The sequence below is a fragment of the Pedobacter suwonensis genome, assembly GCF_900111825.1.
Classification (GTDB): Bacteria; Bacteroidota; Bacteroidia; order Sphingobacteriales; family Sphingobacteriaceae; genus Pedobacter; species Pedobacter suwonensis.
In genome coordinates this window covers 208,030-228,134 of sequence record NZ_FOJM01000003.1, presented here as the reverse complement: position 1 = coordinate 228,134, position 20,105 = coordinate 208,030, and the positions used below count along the sequence as shown (strand labels likewise).

The window sequence follows — 20,105 nt, the reverse complement described above, 5'->3', positions numbered from 1 at the left end:
TAAAGTGTTTGAACCCGAAGGTGAAGAAGCAAAAGGTCTTATGCTTGCAAGAAGAAAATCCCAACTGTTCTGTCGGGATGCAAAGATACATCTTTGGATGTGATTTGAGCCGTTTTTTTTAAAATAAAAAAGAGTACTATTTTAGTACTCTTTTAAGGTTTTTTCTTTTGTAAAATAAGCTACTGCTGTAATTTAATTTCGCCTAAATCGGTAGTGGCGCTATCTTTAACGGCAACCCTTTCTACTGTTGTATCTTTATACGGTGCATTGGCCTTGATTACCACAGTATAAACACCTTCTTTAAGGTTTGTAAAAGTAAAAACACCCTGATTGATCTGTGCACTTAGCGTGTCTTTCGCTGCTACAAGTGATACCGTTGACGCGGCATCAACTGGCGTAATTTTTCCGATTATGCCACCCGTTTTAATGTTGGTAAAAGCGATAGAGCCCAATGCCGATATAATGAGCAGCGATAATGCAACACACAATTTTTTCATGGTATAACGTTTTAGTTGCGTAATGTCTTAAATAAATAACAGCATTTAGTACAAATAGTTTTAAATACTGAACACTATTTTTTCATTTGTACTATAAATTATACATAAATGTAAAATCTAAATGTGTATATTTGTGATAAGTTCTTAAATAATGTGTTAATACGTTCGTTAATGTAGTGCTGTTGGTCAGAATTAAGTCACGAAGTTGTGATGATCGGATTATTGGCAATAATGTTGTAATAACTGAAACGTATATGCGTTTTGTATATACTTTAGACAATGATCTAAAGCCTCCTCCGCGGATTAGTTACCCGCCATGAGGATTTCTTCATAAATAGTTTGTTTGGTTTATTATCCGGTTAGAGGAGCCCTCCTCAACCGGATTTTTTCTTTTAGGGCTTTTTCTTTTACATTTGACTATATTCAGAAAATGTATCGTGAATAAAAACATTAAAAAAATCGCTGTTGTTGGTCCGGAAAGTACAGGGAAATCTACGATATCTCAGTTACTGGCCAAATACTACAAAGTTTCGTGGGTGCCGGAGTATGCCCGTTATTACTGCGAAAATCTGGTTGCCGATTATACCCTGCAAGATGAAGTGAATATGTATTACGGGCAGGTAGCGTTAGAGGATGCAATTTTGGTTACCACCGAAAGTGATTTCATTATTTGCGATACCACTTTTATTACGGTAAAGATATGGAGCGATGAAGTACTTGGAGAAACGCCCCAGGTTGTATTGGATGCTCTACCGAAAAAGCCTTACGATTTGTATTTGTTAATGGATATCGATTTGCCATGGCAAGATGATCCTCTTCGCGATTTTCCGGAGAAACGGGAATATTTTATGGAAGTTTGGCATCAGGAATTACAGGCGCTTCAAGCCAATTATCAAGTTATTGGTGGTTTAGGTGAAGAACGGGTCGCAAATGCCGTTAGAGCCATTGATGATTTTTTAAGCAGGTAAAAAGGTTATCTTTTTTTGGGAAATGATTGTTGGTCGTTTTCGGCAGCCGGCAGTCCCGCTCATTCGCTTTAATCACCCGATGAAAAAACGGAGTTCGTGTTCGCTCCTGTCGGGGTTATTGAACAAAGGCTTGTTAACATGGTGCCTAAACATGAAACGTTCCTATGGAACGTAAAAAAAATAAACATTTTTTTTACTGATGATCCGTCCCGATGGGACGAAACGGTGTTATAAATTAACAACCAACCATCCTGGTTTGTTAAAAAATGTTCGCCCCGTCGGGACGCCTCATTGGTAGCCAATTGTTTAATTGGCGGGGTTTCGTTCCATAGGAACGTTTGGTGTTTTAACGTTGATATCTCTACCTGCCTGGCCACCTGAACCCGATTGGAACGGATGCCAATTTCCTTTAAATTGGCAGGAGGCAAAGCGGGACTGAAAATGCCATGCGCACAGAACCGTTCATTTTCAAATCCATAATAACAAATAGTTCCACGTCTGTACGGGCAGGTATTATGCCATTAATTTTTACCCTATTAAACCCAATACATTAAAAAATATTCGGATTGCTTAAAATTTTCTACATTTGTCCCATCATTAGGGGTGCCTTGTTTAAATAAACACAAAAACAGGCTGAGATCATACCCATTTTGAGGCAAAAGGTAGAAGGTAAAAAGGTAGAGGGTTAAATCCCGTCAGCCTTAAAACCCTCCAGCCATCAACCTCAAATGCACCTGATCCGGGTAATGCCGGCGTAGGGATTGGAGTTATGGAAGTTTAACTGAAATCGGGGAAGCCCCTTTTTCCGATGGGTTTAACTAAAAACAAAACATTGAAAAATTTACTTTTTGCAGCACTTGTTGCAATGTTGCCCTTCTTTGTATCGGCACAAATTTCGGTTACGGGCAAAGTAACAGATCAGAATCAGCAGCCGCTGCCAGGTGCCACAGTTAAATTGCGGAATCAAAAAACAGCGGTGGTAAGCAATGCCACGGGAACTTATAGTATTACCAACCTATCAGGCGGAAAATATACCATTGTTGTCAGTTACGTAGGTTATAAAACAGTTGAAAAGACTATTGACATTAACCAAAATACTACCGCTGATTTTAGCCTGGCGCCACAAAATTTCCTGGCTGATGAAGTCATTGTACGTGCAACCCGTGCCACAGATAAATCGGCAACTACTTACAAGAATATTAGTAAGGAAGAAATTCAGCAGAATAATTTCGGGCAGGATTTGCCTTTTATTTTACAGAATACACCGGGTGTAGTGGTTACTTCTGATGCTGGTGCTGGTGTAGGTTATACAGGTATCAGAATACGTGGGAGCGATAACAGCAGGATTAACGTAACGGTTAACGGCATTCCCATCAATGATAGCGAAAGCCAAGGAACATTTTATGTGAATATGCCTGATTTTGCCTCGTCGGTTGATAACGTGCAGATTCAGCGTGGCGTTGGTACCTCAACCAATGGTGCAGGTGCATTTGGCGCAAGTTTAAACATTCAGACTACCGCCAGTGAAACAGAACCCTATGCTGAGCTGAATAATACTTATGGCAGTTTCAATACCTGGAAAAATACCGTAAAGGTAGGAACAGGTTTGATTAACAACCGATTTAGCTTTGATGGACGTTTATCAAGAATCAGCTCTGATGGTTATGTAGATCGTGGCTCTTCATTATTGAAATCGTACTTTTTATCTGGTGCTTACCATGGCGATAAGGATTTATTGCGTGTAAATGTTTTCTCTGGAAATGAAAAAACCTACCAATCGTGGAACGGAATCCCGCAATCGCGTTTAGAAAATGATTTAGCCGGCATGCAGGCTTATATTGACAGAAATGGATTAAGTGCAGAAGATGCGGAAAACCTGTTAAACTCGGGCAGGCGATACAACAGTTTTCTTTATAATAATCAAACTGATAACTATACACAGAACCACTACCAATTAATCTATGCCAGACAGTTTTCTGAACAGTTTTCTTTTAATGGTGCCTTACATTATACCAAGGGTGAAGGTTATTATGAAGAATACCGGGTACAGGATAGCCTGAAACATTATGGCTTGAATCCAGTTGCTGTTGCTGGTGGTACACCTATTACCGAAACTGATTTAATTCGCAGACGTTGGTTAGATAATGATTTCTACGGCGTTACCTATGCTTTTAACTACGTACCTGAAAAGAATTTAAACTTTACTTTGGGTGGCGCATACAATGAATATAAGGGTGCGCATTTTGGCCAGGTAATTTGGGCGCAATATGCTTCAAACGGCAATATTGATCGCCATTATTATGATAATGAGGGTTTCAAAACCGATTTTAACGTTTATGGCAAGGTAAATTATAGCCCTGTTGATGATTTGAGTTTATTTGCCGATCTGCAATACCGTCGTGTATATTATGATATTGCCGGAACAGAAAATAAACTGAATACTTTGGCCATTAACCAAACCTTGAATTTCTTTAACCCGAAATTTGGGGCAACTTATTTTATTGATCCGCAAAGCAATATATATGCTTCGTATAGTGTGGCCAATAAAGAACCCAACCGTGATGACTTTACAGATGCTGCCGTGGGCGTTATTCCTAAACCAGAGCGTTTAAATGATTTAGAACTGGGCTACCGTTTTAAAAACGAACAATTTAATATAGGCGCCAATGCTTATGGCATGTTTTATAAAAACCAGTTGGTGGTTACGGGAAAAATAAATGATGTGGGCGGAAACTTTCGTCAAAATGTAGACAGGAGTTACCGTTTAGGGATCGAATTAGATGGTTCATACGTCCTTAGTCGTCAGTTTGTGTTAAATGCAAATGCAGCACTGAGCAGGAATAAAATCAAAAACTTTACCGAATATTATGATGATTATGATAACGGCGGACAAGTCGTTAAAAACTATGAATTAACTGATATCTCTTATTCTCCAAATACCGTGCTTTTTGGCGAGCTGGTTTATAAACCGGTAAGTGGTTTTGCAGTAGCTTTGCAAAGTAAATATGTAAGCAAGCAATACCTGGATAATACACAGAATAACGATAGGACGCTTAATGGTTATTGGGTAAGCAATGCACGTTTGGGTTATGATTTTAAATTTGCAGGTGTTAAAAACATGAACCTTGGTTTACTGGTAAACAATATTTTCGATAAAAAGTATGAAAGCAACGGTTATACATATGGCTATCAGTCAGGCGGAAGCAGAATAACTGAAAACTTCTTTTATCCGCAGGCGGGAACCAACTTTTTGCTAAGTTTGAATGTAAAATTTTAAGAAAGACTAAAGCAAAAAGCTGAAAGACTAAAGCAGAAAATCATTAAGATCGCCATTGCAAGATAAACGTTCAATGGCGATTTTGTTTATCTTGCCCTACTGATTTTAAAATCCTTTAATTTTAATTGTCCTGATTCAGAATGAAATACATAGAAAAGCTTCATTACATCACACACGATATCCCACATCTAAGTCACATTGAACAGGCACAACTGGCCTGTGAGGCCGGTGCAAAATGGATCCAGTACCGCTGCCTGAGCAAAAGTGATGAAGCACTGTTACAGGATATTAATGCGATAGCTGAAATATGTGATGATTGGGGAACCACTTTAATTGTTACCGATCATGTTCATTTAAATGGAAAGGCCGATATCCAAGGTTTTCATATAGAAGATATGAATGCTGATTTTATTGCCCTGCGCAAACTGGTTGGCAATGATATTACGCTTGGGGGATCTGCAAACACGTTAGAAAATCTAATCAGGCTAGCCAAAGAGGGTGCCGATTATGCCGGTTATGGTCCACTTGGAGCAACTGAAACTAAACCCAACAATTACCAACACCTGGGTTTTGAAGGTTATCAGCAAGTGGTAAAAGCATTAAAAGCTCAGGCCATCAACATTCCGGTATTGGCTGTAGGCGGCATTAGGACCTATGATGTAGAAGCATTAATGCAAACTGGCATCTATGGGATAGCTGTTTCAGGGGCGATTAACTTTGCTGATGATTTTATTGAAGCCTATCAGGATTTTTACACATTAGTTAAAGAAAGCATTGTTAATTAACATTTTATGATTTGAACGGTGTAGGATAATTTTTAGCTTTGGATAAAACCAAACAAAATATGTCTGAAAACGCTCTTCAAAATGCTGCACCCTGGAATATTTATAAAAAAATCTCGTTCAGGTTCTTTTTTCTGCTCCTGTCTCTTTTTATCATCCTGAATAATAACGGGGCTTTTACTTTATTGTCAAGTATACTGCAGTTGCCAAACCTGGTATTGCATGATTTTATTCCCTGGTTTTCTAAACACATTATCCACTATCATTACGATTTTACCATTTACACCAATGGCAGCGGCGATACCTCCTATGATTGGATATTGCTGCTCTTTATATTTTTGGTATCCGTAATTGGCAGCATCATCTGGTCGGTTTTAGATCGCAAACGCAAAAGTTACCACGCAGCTTATTACTGGTTAGTGGTACTGGTGAGATTTTATTTAGCCTTTACTTTGATACTATATGGCGCGATTAAAGTAATCAAACTACAGTTTCCCGATCCTTCATTGATGAGATTGCTCCAGCCATTCGGAGATGCCTCGCCAATGGGCCTAGCCTGGACATTTCTGGGTTTTTCTAAAGGTTATAATATTTTCATGGGTATTATCGAAGTTTCAGCCGTCCTGTTATTATTCCGTAGAACAGTTGTTATAGGTGCCTTTCTATCACTGGCTGCAACAGTGCATGTAATGACGATGAATTATTTTTTCGATGTTCCTGTAAAACTACTTTCTACCGCACTGGTAGTGATGTGTCTTTTTATTTTAGCTCCGCATTTCTTAAAGCTATATCGCTTTTTTATTAAGTATGAAAGCCAGCAACTTGAGCAAATGTACCGACCTGAATTTAAAAAGAAATGGCTTTATTATACGGCTTATGGTGTAAAATATCTATATATCGCAGCTTCACTACTATTTTTAATATCATCATTAATTGATCAAAGAAAAACGTATGGCAGTGCTGCGCCAAAGCCATTTATGTATGGCATTTATAATGTCGAGCACATGCGCTATAAAGGTAAAATTCTGGAGCCACTCACAACAGATAGTACAAGGTGGAAACAGCTGATTATTAACTACCCCGGCTACGCACGAATAAAAAAGATGAACGACAGCACTGTTAATTTCACTGCGGTTTTTGATCAGGGGAAAAAGATAGTGGTACTCAAATCAACTGATAAAGACTCTGCAAAATATGTTTTAAACTATACCATTACGGGAAAAGATAAACTGACCTTATCAGGCCTGACAGAAAAAGATTCGATATCGGTTAGTTTTAAACGAAAAGACCTTAAAGATTTTAAACTCATTAACAGGGGATTCCATTGGATAAGTGAATATCCATATAATCGTTAATCATTTTACGTCTGGCTGATTCTTCCTGTACCTTACTTTAAGCGAAATTTCTATATTCGCATTATGTCTTCACACCATATTGTAAAAGAAAAACAGGAACCAGCTTTGTACATTGATGAGCTTGGCGATTTTAACGAAGAACTTTTAGGACAGTTGCTTGAATGGAGCCCTACACTTTTGGTTAACGGAGAAAATTACGACAAGATTTTCTCTCTGGGTTTAAAGGTAGATGTGCTGGTAAACGGGAGCGGACAGGATGCGCAGGAAGATACAAAAGTTGTTCAGGGGCCTGCTGATGCCTTAATGGTAGCTGTTAATTATCTGTACGAAGAGAAATATCCTGCGGTAAATGTGATTACAAGAAAATTCGACCTAGAGAAATTTGCCGGATTTGAAGATAAAATTAACCTGGTGGTATTCACCGAAAGGGCAAAACATTATCCTATAAAATCGGGATTTTCCGTTTGGAAGCCTGCCGGAAGCGAATTCCTGATCCATGGCAACCGATACCTCGAAGTAACAAACCTCGCACAGAATGAAGATGAAATTTTTATTGTAGTTAAAGATGGTTTTGTAGAGTTTACTTTTTCAGGACAACCGATTTTTATTAGCGAACCTATATGATCACCCTTAGAAGAGCAAAAGAAGAAGATATAGAAGTGATCAGGGATATTGCTGCTGCAACCTGGCCTTCAACCTATCTTGAAATTATCGGGCAAACCCAGATTGATTATATGTTGGATAAAATGTATAGCAAAGGGGAACTGCTAAAACAATTGATGGAAGGCTATATTTTCCTGATTGCAGAGGAAGGCGAAAACCAGTTTGGCTTTGCAGGATATTCCATCATTGGTCATGATGAACGCATTTACAAACTACACAAACTTTATGTGCTTCCATCTGCACATGGTAAAGGCATCGGAAAAATCTTAATTAATGAGGTTTTTAACCAGGTGAAAAATGCCGGAGGAAGTGCTTTGCAATTAAATGTGAACAAGCATAATAAAGCAAAGGATTTTTACTTAAAATGCGGTTTTACGGTTAAAGAATCGGTAAAACTTGATATTGGTGAGGGTTACTTTATGGATGATTATGTAATGGAATATAAGTTTTAAACCCTACCAATCGTCATCCTGAACTTGATTCAGGATCTTATGAATAGATGCTGAAATAAATTCAGGTGACACATAGTCGAAAGGACGGGTAAAATTATTCCTAATTCTTCATCCTTCCCTGCTCTGCTTCGGTACCTGTTGAGCGGCGACGGGCCGGTTTAATCTCATTTTTACCGAAACGATAGGTAAAGCTGATCCGGCCGACCTGTGTTTCATTTTTTTGATGTAATGAGTAGGTTAAACCAGGATAAGCACTTGATAAATTACTTTCAGACATATTGAATACATCCGACAAAGCCAGCTTCAAACTTGCTTTTTTGTTGAACATTGATTTACTTAAGCCTGCATCAATGTAATAACGGGCTTTTAAACTTAGTGTTCCATAGTCCAGTGGCGATTCGTAGCTGCCGTTTATCTCCGCCGTAAATCCGTCCATAATGGTAAAGGTTTGCTGAGATTTAAACTGAAAAGATGTTTTTCCGGTTTTTAAAGCACTTCCGGCCAGATCTGGCGCTTCAAAACTAAGGTAAAAAATATTTAAGTTGTTATTGGTCTGCCACCATTTTGTAAGTTGAAGAGGTACATTTAGATTAGCATTGTAGCTGATATTGGTGGCAATATTTGCATTGGTTTGGTATAGCGATTGGCTTGCTGCGTCAGGCAAAATCACTTCTGCAATTACATCATTAATTCTGCTATAACCTATTGAGAGCATATATTTTTGCAAAAGGGTATAACTCAGTTCAAAATTGTGTGTATACTGCGGATTTAAAAAAGGATTTCCTTTGCTATAGGTAAACTCATCCAAATAATAAATAAATGGATTTAAAGCATCATAACTCGGGCGGTCTATCCTTCTGCTGTAAGAAAACCCTAATTGATTGTTTTTTGAAAGCTTTTGCTGCACGAATAATGTAGGGAAAAAATCCCAGTAATTTCGCTCAACAACCGTATTTTTAGTGATCAGGTTTCCTTTCGAATTGGTTTGCTCAACCCTCAATCCAATTTGCACGCTGGTATTTTTAAACTGTTTGTTTACATTGGTATAAGCTGCATTTACATTTTCGTCGTATACAAATTGATTGCTTCTTCTGGTATCATTCTCCCAGGCACTATTGACATACGCTTCTGCCTGAAGATCATTATCCGTCTTCACCCAACTGCTTTTGAGCCCGGCTTCAAGTTTAACCGTTTTGGTTAGCGAAACATTATAATCGATTTTAAATGCTTTGATATCAATAATGGAAGGGGTGTTGTTCCGGGTATAAATTATCGGACGGATTCTGTCTCCATTTTGAAAACGGTAATCGTTTTCATAGTTAGAACCATCGTTCCCTTTGTATCTCGAATAATCTAGATCGGCAGATATTTCTGAGCCGGCGGTATCTAAAACAGATTTGTAATTTAGATTATAAGAAACATTATTGTATTTGTTTGTCTGCAATGAATTGGTTATCAAAGTTGAATCTATCTTTTGAAAAGACGGACCAATTAAGGTGTTATTAGTTGAAGTTTCATTGCCGTGGTTAAAATAACCGTTAACCAATATCCCAATGGTGTTTTTCTTGTCAATGAAATAATCCAGTCCGGCCTTCAGGTTATTGTTATATTGTTTTCTGTTGCTCTCACCTACCTGCATAAAATAAGTATCGGTTGTGCCATTTGATATGCGGTCGATAGCAATCAGGTTATCGCGCTCAAATTTGCCATAACTATAATTGCCAAAAAGATTAACTTTCTGTGCGCGGTAGTTTAGGTTTAAACCCGTATTTGCCCTCAGGTTTTTGCCATAACCTAATGATCCGTTTATGCTACCGTTTGTGCCGCCGTTTTTATTCTTTTTGGTTTTGATATTGATGATTCCTGAATTACCTGAGGCATCATATTTGGAAGATGGATTGGTAATCAATTCAATGCTCTCAATGTCCGAACTCTGCATATTCCGTAGCAGGTTGGCTACATCGGCACTGCTCATGTAGGTTTGCTTGCCATCCAGTTGAATTAATACGCCCTGCTTGCCCATCATCGAGATCTTATCGTTTTGATCAACGGTTACGCCGGGTGCTTTTTGTAAAACTTCAAGCGCAGTGGAGCCGGTCATAACCGCACTATTGGAAACGTTCATTACAATCTTATCCATTTTTCTTTCGATTAATGGTTTGGTAACCGCTACATTTACATCTTTTAGGTTTTGAGTGCTTGCAATAAGCTGTGCCGTTCCAAAATCTACTTTCTGATGATCTTCTGTTAGAACAATGGTTTTACTTTTAAGGGTTTTGTACCCCATGTTGCTGGCTTTATAGTAATAACTCCCCTTGCCCGAAATGTTGAAATTAAATGTTCCGCTTGGGTCGGTAAATGCCGTTTTAACCACACTGGAATCGGATGCTTTAAAGAGTACGACGGTAACGTAATCTGCAGGTTTTTTATTTTCATCTAAAATTATCCCGCTGATGTTCGGTTTAGGATTGGTTTGTGCAAAACCTGTTTTAATAGTAAAAAGAAGCGTAAGGAAAAATGTTATTTTGTATATTGTTTTCATGTTTGGTGTATTTATTCTTTAAAAAATGGGCAAAAAAATCCCTATACCGCATTTTCATGCGCTTTCAGTTTAATTACCAGCTTATTTAAAGTTTAGTCCGGGAAACGAAGGGTTTCCGTAATTTGTTATCAGTAAGACGACCGTTTTTTGAAAAGGTTACAGGGATTTTGAAAAAGTCCGAAGTCGGGATTTCGAAGTTCAGCGTACTGAGGTGGAAATCTATGGCCGGGTTTAGAGATTGAAAAAATGAAGAATAGCGCTGTTTAAATTAAGTTTGCGCAATGCCTCAACTAAATTTACAGCGACATGTATATGCAAATCTTTATTTCGTTGCGTCATTCTGAACTTGTTTCAGAATCCTTAGGGAGAGAGAAATAGATATCTCCACAGCATAATGCGTTTGCCAGATAGATCCTGAAACAAGTTCAGGACAACGATTTGCAGAAAGAAGTGAATAAAAAGGCACAGGCCAGCAAATAAAATATCTGTTGGCCTGTACCTTAAATTATTTGAGCTGGCAAATATTATTTTACGCCCAGTACATCAACCCCTTGTTCAAAAACTACATCAACCGGAATATTCTTTTTGGTCAAACGGTCAAGGTCTGTTTGAAGCGTTGGATGAATAACTGCTTTCTCTTTTTGTGCCTTTTCTACTGCAGCTTTATCGCCGTTACCTTGAAGGGTGAGGATGAACGCACTCAAATCGTTCATTGCTGATGCAAATTTTTCGAAGTTTACTTTATAGGTGCCTTTTGGTGTACGCTCGAAAGCACCTTTTTCCTGAAAATAATTAAAGCATTGCATGTTTGCCTTTCCATGTGCTTCAGAAACACCAAAGCGGACTGAGCGCAAGATACCGGCCATAAATGTGGTATAGTAATCTTTAATATCACCTTGCAATTCGCCCTTTTTAAGCAGTCCGGTTACCATATATAAACCTAATATGTCGGCTTTGCCTTCTTCCAGCCAGCTGTATTGTTCTTTTAATGCGGCACGAACAAAGCCTTTTCCGGTAATGGTTTTTTTAATCCCTAAGCCATGTGCTACTTCATGAAACATTACGTTTGCAAAAAAAGCATCAAATTTAATGTACTGCTGTTGGTCGGCTTCAATTAATTCTTTTGATATCGGTACCAGGATCTTGTCGAATTTTGCCTGCATGGCATTTTTTAGCTGCGAACGGCGTGTGCCTTTTTCCTGTTGAATTTTTTCATCGTTTGGTAGGTTAACAGCTATGGTTTTAGATCCCGCATTACAATCTCCGGCATAATAAACTACATCATACGCGTTTAACTCCGAGTCGGTTCCAGGGGTTTCTGTTTTATATTTTGCTGCAACCGGTAGGTTTTTCTGTAATTCGGGAAGCATTTTTACATACTTTGCCAAACGTTTGCTCCATTCCTTATCTTTAATTAATACATAAGCTTCGTAACTGGTACGGGCGTTAAAAAGTTTGTCTTCATAATTTTCGATCGGGCCGATAATAATATCCAGGCCATTGGTTTTCATATCCAGCCAGGCATAATCACTCGCCGTAAAATTATCGGTTACCAAGGCGTCCGCTCTTAAGTTTAAATATTTTTTTAAACCGGCATCTTCTGCAATTAAAGCAGCCTGTTTTAACAAGGAGCTTGCTTTTTGTAATTCAGCAGCAAACAGTACGTGATAAGGGACGGTTGATAATTTGCCTGTACTGTCTTTTTGAACAACAGAATAGGCACCAAATTTATCTTTGAGGTCTGATTTTTCTATCGCTTCCTTTGTAATTCCCTTTGGATAAAAGAATGCTCCTTCTGGTTTGGGGCCTACACCTTCAACAAAAGGTTTATCGTTATTTAATCTATCCCAGGGGCCATAGTTGATATTAACAAAATCGCGGGTTTTTTCATCTTTAATAGTAGCCAGCAGGCTATCTCTTTGCGGGTAAGCTTGTTTCCAATAAAGCTGATCCATAATTTCTGCCGCCTGGATTAACAGAGGCAAAATTTTGCGGTCGTTAACACTAAGCCCGTTAATATTGGTCGTTAATTTTACCCTTTCATAAATCGGTAACCTCTGTGCAACATAATCGGTAAGACTATCTTTTTGTACTACTGCAGTATTTTCATGATTAGATTTATTATTGCCGGTACAAGATGATAATGCACCTGCTGAAATGGCTATCGCTGATACAAACAGGGTTGATCTGTATAAATTCTTCATAGTAAAGTATATGGCCGCTAAATTAGTAAATTTTAAAAGCTTTGTATAAAGTTTGATGCATTGGGCGAAGTTTAGCATAACTTTGTACCTTCATTTTTTTTAAAATCAACATGCCCATGCCGTTTTCCAATTTATACAAAACATCTTTATTAACTGCTTTTTCTCTGGCCATGATTTTGGCCTCATGCACAACCAACAGGTACGCGGCAACAGAAAAAATTTATAAGGATAAGGCAAAAGGCTTTGCAGAAATTATCGGAACGGTACCTCCAGCCGGGCAATTATACGATTCGTTAAATCCAACAAATCAGCAGTGGATTGGTTCTGTAAATTTTGGGATACGCAAACCAAATTTTGTGGTGATCCATCATACGGCTCAGGACAGTTTAGCACAAACCATCAAAACATTTTTCTCAACCAAAGCAGGTACCAGCGCGCATTACGTAATTGGCCGGGATGGTAAAGTGGTGCATATGGTTAATGATTATTTACGGGCAAACCATGCTGGTGTGAGCAAATGGGGTAAAGATACCGACCTCAACTCTTCATCTATAGGAATTGAACTGGATAATAATGGTTTAACCGATCCATGGCCTGATGCGCAAATAAACAGCTTGCTAAAGTTATTGGCTACTTTGAAAAAAGCTTACGGCATCCCTACCGCAAATTTTATCGGCCATGCAGATATTGCACCAGGCCGTAAAAATGATCCCAGGAATTTCCCGTGGAAGAAATTGGCAGACAAGGGTTTCGGGTTTTGGTATGATGATGTGCTGAAAAATCCACCTGCAGACTTTGATACAGAAAAAGCCCTTAAATACATTGGTTATAATACGGCTAACCTGCCGGCTGCCATTGAAGCTTTCAAAATACACTTTATACAAACAGACATCACAAAAACTTTAACACCGGTTGATATTTTGGTGTTGTATAACCTTTATACAAAATATTAAGCGGAGTGACCTTTTGTTGTAGATTGCACTCATGCCATCATCATGAGGGATAGATTTTATAAAAATCATATAGATTACAGAGGAGTTTTTTTGCAGTGATAGGCATTGAGGAATCGTCATTGCGAGAAGGCTTTTTCAGCCGAAGAAGCAATCTTACAACAATCGCTACTAGCATGCGCTTTAAGATTGCTTCGTACCTCGCAATGACGACTCTTTATTAAGAAATTTGTCAAAGGAAGTTTGTTCCAGGATCTTTAAAAGTGTAATGTCCAAAGTTTATGGCGTAAAAAAGAATGCTAATATTTGCTATCACATTCTGCTCTGCATGCATTTGCAGCCGAATTTTGGCAAAAAAAAACACGGACAAATTTTATCTATCCGTGTTCTATATTATGGCAATGCTATTAATTTGGCTTCTTAAATGTATCTTTTAGCGTTACTGTTCTATTGAAAACCAATTTATCGGCTGTTGAATCTTTATCTAAACAGAAATAACCTTTACGGATAAACTGATAGCGGCCATCCAGATCTGCATCTGCCAAAGCAGGTTCAATATAAGCGTTTGGCAATACCGTTAAGCTTTCAGGGTTTAAATAATCTTTAAAATCACCTTCTTCAGCATCTGGGGTCTCTGAAACAAATAAACGATCGTAAAGGCGGATTTCCGCTGTCTTAGCATGTGGTGCACTCACCCAATGGATGGTTCCTTTAACATTGATCCCGCTCGTGTCGCTTCCGCTTTTCGATTCCGGAATGTAAGTACAATGAATTTCGGTCACGTTTCCGTTTTCGTCCTTCACAAAATCTTCGCATTTAACAATATAGGCGAATTTTAAGCGTACCATTGCACCAGGAGCCAGGCGGAACCATTTTTTTGCCGGCACTTCCATAAAATCTTCACGTTCTATCCAAAGCTCATTGCTAAAAGGGATCACTCGTGTGCCACCGCCGTCTTCAGCTTCAGGATTGTTTTCACCGATTAAATCTTCTGTTCCTTTTTCGTAATTCGTAATGACCAGTTTAATCGGGTCTAAAACTGCCATTACGCGATTAGCCGTTTTATTTAAATCCTCACGGATGCAGAATTCCAATAAGCTGAGTTCAATTAAGTTTTCGCGCTTGGCAATGCCGATACGTTCGCAAAACTCGCGGATACTTTTTGGCGTAAAACCTCTCCTGCGCAAACCGCTGATGGTAGGCATACGCGGATCGTCCCATCCGTTTACCAGGTTTTCGTTAACCAGTTGAAGCAGCTTACGCTTACTCATTACTGTACTGGTGAGATTTAAACGGGCAAATTCATATTGTTTGGATGGGAAAATTTCTAACTTTTCGATAAACCAATCGTATAATTCGCGGTGCGAAACATATTCTAAGGTACAGATGGAGTGGGTAATATGCTCAATACTATCGCTTTGTCCGTGAGCAAAATCGTACATTGGATAAATGCACCATTTATTGCCTGTTCGGTGATGTTCGGCATGTTTAATGCGATAGATAATCGGATCGCGCATTAACATGTTCGGACTGGCCATATCGATTTTAGCTCTCAAAATATACGCACCATCAGGAAATTCTCCATTTTTCATTTTCGTGAAAATGTCTAAATTTTCTTCAATGCTGCGGTTTCGGTATGGGCTATCCTGTCCTGGTTCAGTTGGTGTGCCTTTTAAAGCTGCAATTTCGTCTGCAGCGCTTTCATCAACATAAGCCAGACCTTTTTCAATCAGCTTAACGGCAAAGCCATACAGCTCGTCAAAATAATCTGAAGCATATAATTCATTTTTCCAGTTAAAGCCCAGCCACCTGATATCTTCTTGCTGACTGTTTACATATTCTGTTTTTTCCGTAACCGGATTGGTATCGTCAAAACGTAGGTTGGTATAACCGCCGTATTTTTGTGTTAGTCCGAAATTTAAGCATATCGCTTTAGCGTGGCCAATGTGTAGATAACCATTAGGTTCAGGCGGGAAACGCGTAACCAAAGTTTCATACTTACCACTATTTAAGTCGTTCTCAACAATTTCTTCAATAAAGTTCAATGACTTTTCTTCACTCATAAAAACCTGTAAATTAGGAATGCAAATGTAAAAAGATTAGTGCAATTCTACTTGTTTTAGTTAATGATTAATTTGAAAGCCAAAATCGATACATTTACATCAACTTAATATGAATGATGAGCAAAGTATTAAATCGGCCTATCCGTGTTTTAGTAGCTAAAGTTGGATTAGATGGCCATGACAGAGGCGCTAAAGTAATTGCAACTTCTCTAAGAGACGCCGGCATGGAGGTAATTTATACCGGCTTGCGCCAGACCCCTGAAATGGTGGTAAACACCGCACTTCAGGAGGATGTAGATGCCATCGGGATCTCTATTCTATCTGGTGCACATATGACGGTTTTTCCAAAGATTATTCATTTTATGAAAGAAAAACAGTTGGATGATGTGTTATTAACCGGTGGTGGGATTATCCCCGAGGCAGATCGGTTGAAACTAGCTGCTATGGGTGTCGGAGAGCTGTTTCCTCCGGGTACAACAATGGCCAGTATTGTAGAATATATCCAGAATTGGGTAACAGAAAATAGAAATTTTTAAGCTATGGCATATCAGAATTTAATTTCAGAACTAAAGGAAAACATTTTATACGTTACGATAAATAGGGAAAAGGCACTAAATGCTTTAAATAAAGATACGTTGGCAGAACTTGCAGATGTAATTGCCTATGCAGATAAAACGGATGAGGTAAGAGGGGTTATTTTAACAGGCGCGGGTGAAAAGGCCTTCGTTGCAGGAGCCGATATTAAAGAGTTTTCTGATTATAACGGTAAGCAGGGAGAAGATTTAGCCAAAATTGGTCAAAATCAGGTTTTTAATGCTATTGAAAACTCTCCAAAGCCATTTATTGCCGCAATTAATGGCTTTGCTTTAGGTGGCGGATTGGAGTTGGCTATGGCCTGCCACATGCGTATTGTGGCAGACCATGCAAAGTTGGGTTTGCCGGAAGTTACTTTAGGATTGATTCCGGGTTATGGAGGTACGCAGCGTCTTACCCAATTGGTTGGAAAAGGTAAAGCGATAGAAATGATTACAACTGCAAGCATGATTACGGCTCCGGCGGCAGAAAAAATAGGCCTGGTAAATTATGTGGTTCCGCAGCCTGATCTGATAAGCAAGGCCGAAGAAATATTGAATTTGATCAAGCAACGTGCGCCATTGGCTGTTTCGGCTGCCATAAAAGCTGTCATCGCAGCGGTGAATAATAATAATGGCTATGCTACCGAAATTGAGGCGTTTGGGAAATGTTTCGAAACGGCCGATTTTAAAGAAGGGGTATCTGCATTTGTTGAAAAGAGAAAACCAAACTTTTCCGGAAAATAAGATTAGTGTAGTATTAATCTGATGTTTGTATAACAAAAATGTTGCAAATCCTTTTCAATGCAAATTTTTTTGAGTAACTATGTTATTTAATTATTAACTCTATATGTTGTCGATGTATATGGGTTTTTAGGATAACAACGCTGCTCATGAAAAAGAAGATACTCATTGTTGACGATGAAATTAGCATCGGCTTATTGCTCTCCAGATTTTTAACCAAAAAAGGATTTGAAGTTTCGAATGTAACAAGCGGTAAAAAGGTGATGCAGGTGCTTGGAAAAGAGCGGTTCGATCTGGTATTGTGTGATTATCGTTTAGATGATACAGATGGGAAGGAAATTTTAATCTACATTAAAGAGCACTATCCACATACCAGTGTGATTATTATTACGGGCTATTCAGATATTAAGCTTGCTGTAGAATTGATCAAACTTGGGGCTTTCGATTATATTGAGAAACCGCTTTACACGGATGAAATTTTAAATACCATTAATAAGGCCCTGGAAGCGCAGGGCGAATTAAGATCTATTAAACATTTCGACCATGCCGGATGCAAGGTTGTTTCTGATCGGTTTAATTGTCAGGAGTACATTAATGGCGAGAGTGCAGCTTCAGCGTTCTTGCTGAAACAGATCCAGCTCATTGCACCAACAGGTTATACCGTTATTTTAACGGGGAAAAGTGGAACGGGAAAAGAATGTGTGGCCAAAACCATTCATTTAAATAGTTCTCGTCGTGAACAGCCTTTCATTGCCATGGATTGTGGTTCGTTAACCAAAGATTTAGCGGCCAGTGAATTTTTTGGACATGAAAAAGGAGCATTTACTGGTGCTGCCTTTACTAAAATTGGTCATTTTGAACAAGCTAATGGTGGTACATTATTTCTTGATGAGGTCGGTAATTTGTCGTACGAAATTCAGGCAACCTTGCTCAGGGCGGTGCAGGAACGGAAAATAAAGCGGATTGGCAGTACAAAGGAGATTGATGTGGATGTACGGCTTATTGTAGCTACCAATGAAAATTTAAAGGAAGCGATCGAGAAGGGTGCATTTAGGGAAGATTTATATCACCGATTTGATGAATTTTCGATACACGTGCCGGCATTGAAAGATCGTGACCAGGATATCCTGATTTTTGCCGAACACTTTTTGGCGACAGCAAACCAGGAACTGAATAAAGAAATCAAAGGCTTTTCTGATGAAGTGAAGCAGTGTTTATTGGCATACAACTGGCCTGGTAACGTACGCGAGCTGAAGAACGTGATCAGGCGCGTTGCCTTATTAACTGATGGCGACTGGATTGAGCCGCATGTTTTGCCATTGGAATTTGGGATGGCTGATTACCCGAAGAAACCGGGTGAAAAAAAAGCCGCACTTTTTCCGCATAGGTCAAATCACGATTCGTCTGTCAATTTACGCCATGCGGCTAAAGAAGCTGAATATCATACTATTTTAGAAGTATTGAGGACGGTTAATTTTAACAAAACCAAGGCTGCAAAAATCTTGAATATCGACAGAAAAACACTTTATAATAAAATCAAATTTATTGATCCTGAAAAAGGAATATAAATCTTAAATCGGGAAAACAAAACCGGCTATTTTAGGATTTAAAGAATAACCTTATTGTCTAAAAATGTCAGTATTTTCTTATAAGCAACGAAATAACATCAACCTGGTTATTATTATTGCGCTTGGGGTGTTAATTGCGTATTCGCTGCAGAGTATCTTTGGTGCAATTTTAAGTACTTTGGTGTTATATACGATCATGAGGCCAGCCTATATCCATTTGGCTGAACACAGGGGGTGGAACAAAAGAGTAACGGCTATTTTCCTCATTGTCATTTCCATTATACTTATTGTGATGCCTTTTTATGCGTTAAGCAGCATGGTGATCAGTAAAATTTCAGAATTGAAGAATAATGAGGTTTTTTTCAGGAATTTACTGATTAAACTACAGCACCTCATTCCGTTTAAAATTAACCAGGGTCTTATTCAGGAAGGTTTAAACCGCTTAGGCAATTGGGCTACCGACCTTTTTCCTTCTTTACTGTCAAGTGCAGTAAATATTGTGTTAAGCTTGTTGGTCGTTTACTTCTTACTCTACTTTATGCTGATTGAGCGGGAAAGATTCGAGTTTTCCCTGATAAAATATGCCCCATTTAGGGAACAAAACGCGCTTCGTTTTGGCGATGAAATGAGAAATACCACCTATGCGAATGTATTGGGCCAGGGATTAATCTGTCTTGTTCAAGGCTCACTGGTAAGCCTGTCTTTTTATGTTTTGGGTTATAAAGACCCGATGTTTTGGGGTGTAATTACAACTTTTATTTCCTTTGTACCTGTTTTAGGACCTCCTGTTGTTTTTGTGCCCGCTGCGATCTTACAGATCGCAAATGGAAATAATTTTGCAGGTTGGGCGATGCTTGTTTTCGGTTTTGTAGTCATTATCAATATCGATAATGTGCTGCGGTTTATGATTGCAAAAAAAGTTGGCAATATTCATCCTATAATAACAGTAATTGGCGTAATTATTGGTATACCTTTATTCGGAATACTGGGCCTTGTTTTTGGTCCGCTACTATTATCTTATTTTATACTGCTGGTTAAGATTTATGAAACCAGCACGCTTGCTTCAGAAAGATTGGAAAGAATTAAAACAAATAATGAGCATAGCGAGTTATAATATAGCTTAACAATAAATAATGTAGTAGTTTTATATCGTACATCATTGTTAAACCCTTAAAATAATTAATTATGAATGATAACTCAAAAGTTGTAGTTGCGCTTTTAGCTGGCTTAGCTGCCGGTGCAGCTCTAGGAATTTTGTTCGCACCAGATAAAGGTGATGAAACCCGTGATAAACTTAGCCAGTCATTGAAAGATCTTGGCGATTCTATCAAAGATAAAGCTGCAGATGAGATTAATAATCTGGCTAGCCTGAAAGATAAAGTAGTAGACTCGATTAAAACTAAATTGAGAAGCGTAGAAGAAGAATATAGCGACGACGTAGAGCACGCATAATAAATAAATATTGCAT

16 protein-coding genes are annotated in these 20,105 nt (G+C 38.6%); 12 read left to right on the top strand and 4 right to left on the bottom strand.

Going from position 1 to position 20,105, the window contains the following annotated elements:
- Positions 1-179 precede the first annotated feature (179 nt).
- Positions 180-497 carry a hypothetical protein gene (locus tag BM107_RS05475; RefSeq protein ID WP_090981079.1) on the bottom strand — a complete coding sequence of 106 codons (318 nt, stop codon included), beginning with the start codon at positions 495-497 and terminating at the stop codon, positions 180-182.
- Between the two features lie 437 nt (positions 498-934).
- On the opposite strand from BM107_RS05475, the gene BM107_RS05470 reads away from it, so the two are divergent.
- The 6 genes from BM107_RS05470 (at position 935) to BM107_RS05445 (ending at position 7,994) form a co-directional block, all read left to right on the top strand.
- The gene (locus BM107_RS05470; RefSeq protein ID WP_090981076.1) at positions 935-1,465 is read left to right on the top strand and encodes an AAA family ATPase; all 531 of its coding nucleotides are present in this window, start codon (positions 935-937) and stop codon (positions 1,463-1,465) included.
- Positions 1,466-2,297: 832 nt separating this feature from the next.
- Positions 2,298-4,742 (top strand): TonB-dependent receptor, encoded by a 2,445-nt coding sequence (locus BM107_RS05465; protein ID WP_317614796.1) that lies wholly within the window; start codon positions 2,298-2,300, stop codon positions 4,740-4,742.
- Between the two features lie 140 nt (positions 4,743-4,882).
- A complete protein-coding gene (locus tag BM107_RS05460) occupies positions 4,883-5,527 on the top strand; it encodes a thiamine phosphate synthase (RefSeq protein ID WP_090981073.1) in 645 nt (214 codons plus the stop codon).
- A 59-nt stretch (positions 5,528-5,586) separates the two neighbouring features.
- Positions 5,587-6,879: a hypothetical protein gene (locus BM107_RS05455; RefSeq protein WP_134204507.1), complete on the top strand. Its 1,293-nt coding sequence runs from the start codon at positions 5,587-5,589 to the stop codon at positions 6,877-6,879.
- Between the two features lie 63 nt (positions 6,880-6,942).
- Positions 6,943-7,503 (top strand): thiamine pyrophosphokinase, encoded by a 561-nt coding sequence (locus tag BM107_RS05450; RefSeq protein ID WP_090981069.1) that lies wholly within the window; start codon positions 6,943-6,945, stop codon positions 7,501-7,503.
- Positions 7,500-7,994: a GNAT family N-acetyltransferase gene (locus tag BM107_RS05445; protein ID WP_090981067.1), complete on the top strand. Its 495-nt coding sequence runs from the start codon at positions 7,500-7,502 to the stop codon at positions 7,992-7,994. Before BM107_RS05450 ends, BM107_RS05445 begins: the two co-directional genes overlap by 4 nt.
- A 100-nt stretch (positions 7,995-8,094) precedes the next feature.
- Here BM107_RS05445 and BM107_RS05440 read toward each other — a convergent pair whose 3' ends face one another.
- Both BM107_RS05440 and BM107_RS05435 read right to left on the bottom strand, forming a co-directional pair.
- The gene (locus BM107_RS05440) at positions 8,095-10,536 is read right to left on the bottom strand and encodes a TonB-dependent receptor (protein ID WP_090981064.1); all 2,442 of its coding nucleotides are present in this window, start codon (positions 10,534-10,536) and stop codon (positions 8,095-8,097) included.
- 524 nt (positions 10,537-11,060) lie between these two features.
- Positions 11,061-12,740 carry a dipeptidyl-peptidase 3 family protein gene (locus tag BM107_RS05435; protein ID WP_090981062.1) on the bottom strand — a complete coding sequence of 560 codons (1,680 nt, stop codon included), beginning with the start codon at positions 12,738-12,740 and terminating at the stop codon, positions 11,061-11,063.
- Positions 12,741-12,856: 116 nt separating this feature from the next.
- Here BM107_RS05435 and BM107_RS05430 point away from each other — a divergent pair, with 116 nt between their 5' ends.
- Entirely contained in the window at positions 12,857-13,693 is an 837-nt protein-coding gene (locus tag BM107_RS05430) for an N-acetylmuramoyl-L-alanine amidase (protein ID WP_090981059.1), read from the top strand.
- A gap of 404 nt (positions 13,694-14,097) precedes the next feature.
- Here the strand turns inward: BM107_RS05430 and BM107_RS05425 are convergent, their stop codons facing one another.
- Positions 14,098-15,753: a glutamine--tRNA ligase/YqeY domain fusion protein gene (locus BM107_RS05425; RefSeq protein ID WP_090981057.1), complete on the bottom strand. Its 1,656-nt coding sequence runs from the start codon at positions 15,751-15,753 to the stop codon at positions 14,098-14,100.
- A 113-nt stretch (positions 15,754-15,866) separates the two neighbouring features.
- Here BM107_RS05425 and BM107_RS05420 point away from each other — a divergent pair, with 113 nt between their 5' ends.
- The 5 genes from BM107_RS05420 to BM107_RS05400 all read left to right on the top strand — a co-directional run bounded on the left by BM107_RS05420 (position 15,867) and on the right by BM107_RS05400 (position 20,089).
- Complete coding sequence (locus BM107_RS05420) at positions 15,867-16,289, top strand: cobalamin B12-binding domain-containing protein (protein WP_244278738.1); 423 nt, start codon at positions 15,867-15,869, stop codon at positions 16,287-16,289.
- Positions 16,290-16,292: 3 nt separating this feature from the next.
- A complete protein-coding gene (locus BM107_RS05415; protein ID WP_090981053.1) occupies positions 16,293-17,072 on the top strand; it encodes an enoyl-CoA hydratase/isomerase family protein in 780 nt (259 codons plus the stop codon).
- Positions 17,073-17,218: 146 nt separating this feature from the next.
- Positions 17,219-18,637 carry a sigma-54-dependent transcriptional regulator gene (locus BM107_RS05410; protein WP_090981051.1) on the top strand — a complete coding sequence of 473 codons (1,419 nt, stop codon included), beginning with the start codon at positions 17,219-17,221 and terminating at the stop codon, positions 18,635-18,637.
- A 64-nt stretch (positions 18,638-18,701) separates the two neighbouring features.
- The gene (locus BM107_RS05405; protein ID WP_090981049.1) at positions 18,702-19,751 is read left to right on the top strand and encodes an AI-2E family transporter; all 1,050 of its coding nucleotides are present in this window, start codon (positions 18,702-18,704) and stop codon (positions 19,749-19,751) included.
- A 71-nt stretch (positions 19,752-19,822) separates the two neighbouring features.
- Complete coding sequence (locus BM107_RS05400; protein WP_047800161.1) at positions 19,823-20,089, top strand: YtxH domain-containing protein; 267 nt, start codon at positions 19,823-19,825, stop codon at positions 20,087-20,089.
- Positions 20,090-20,105: the final 16 nt, after the last annotated feature.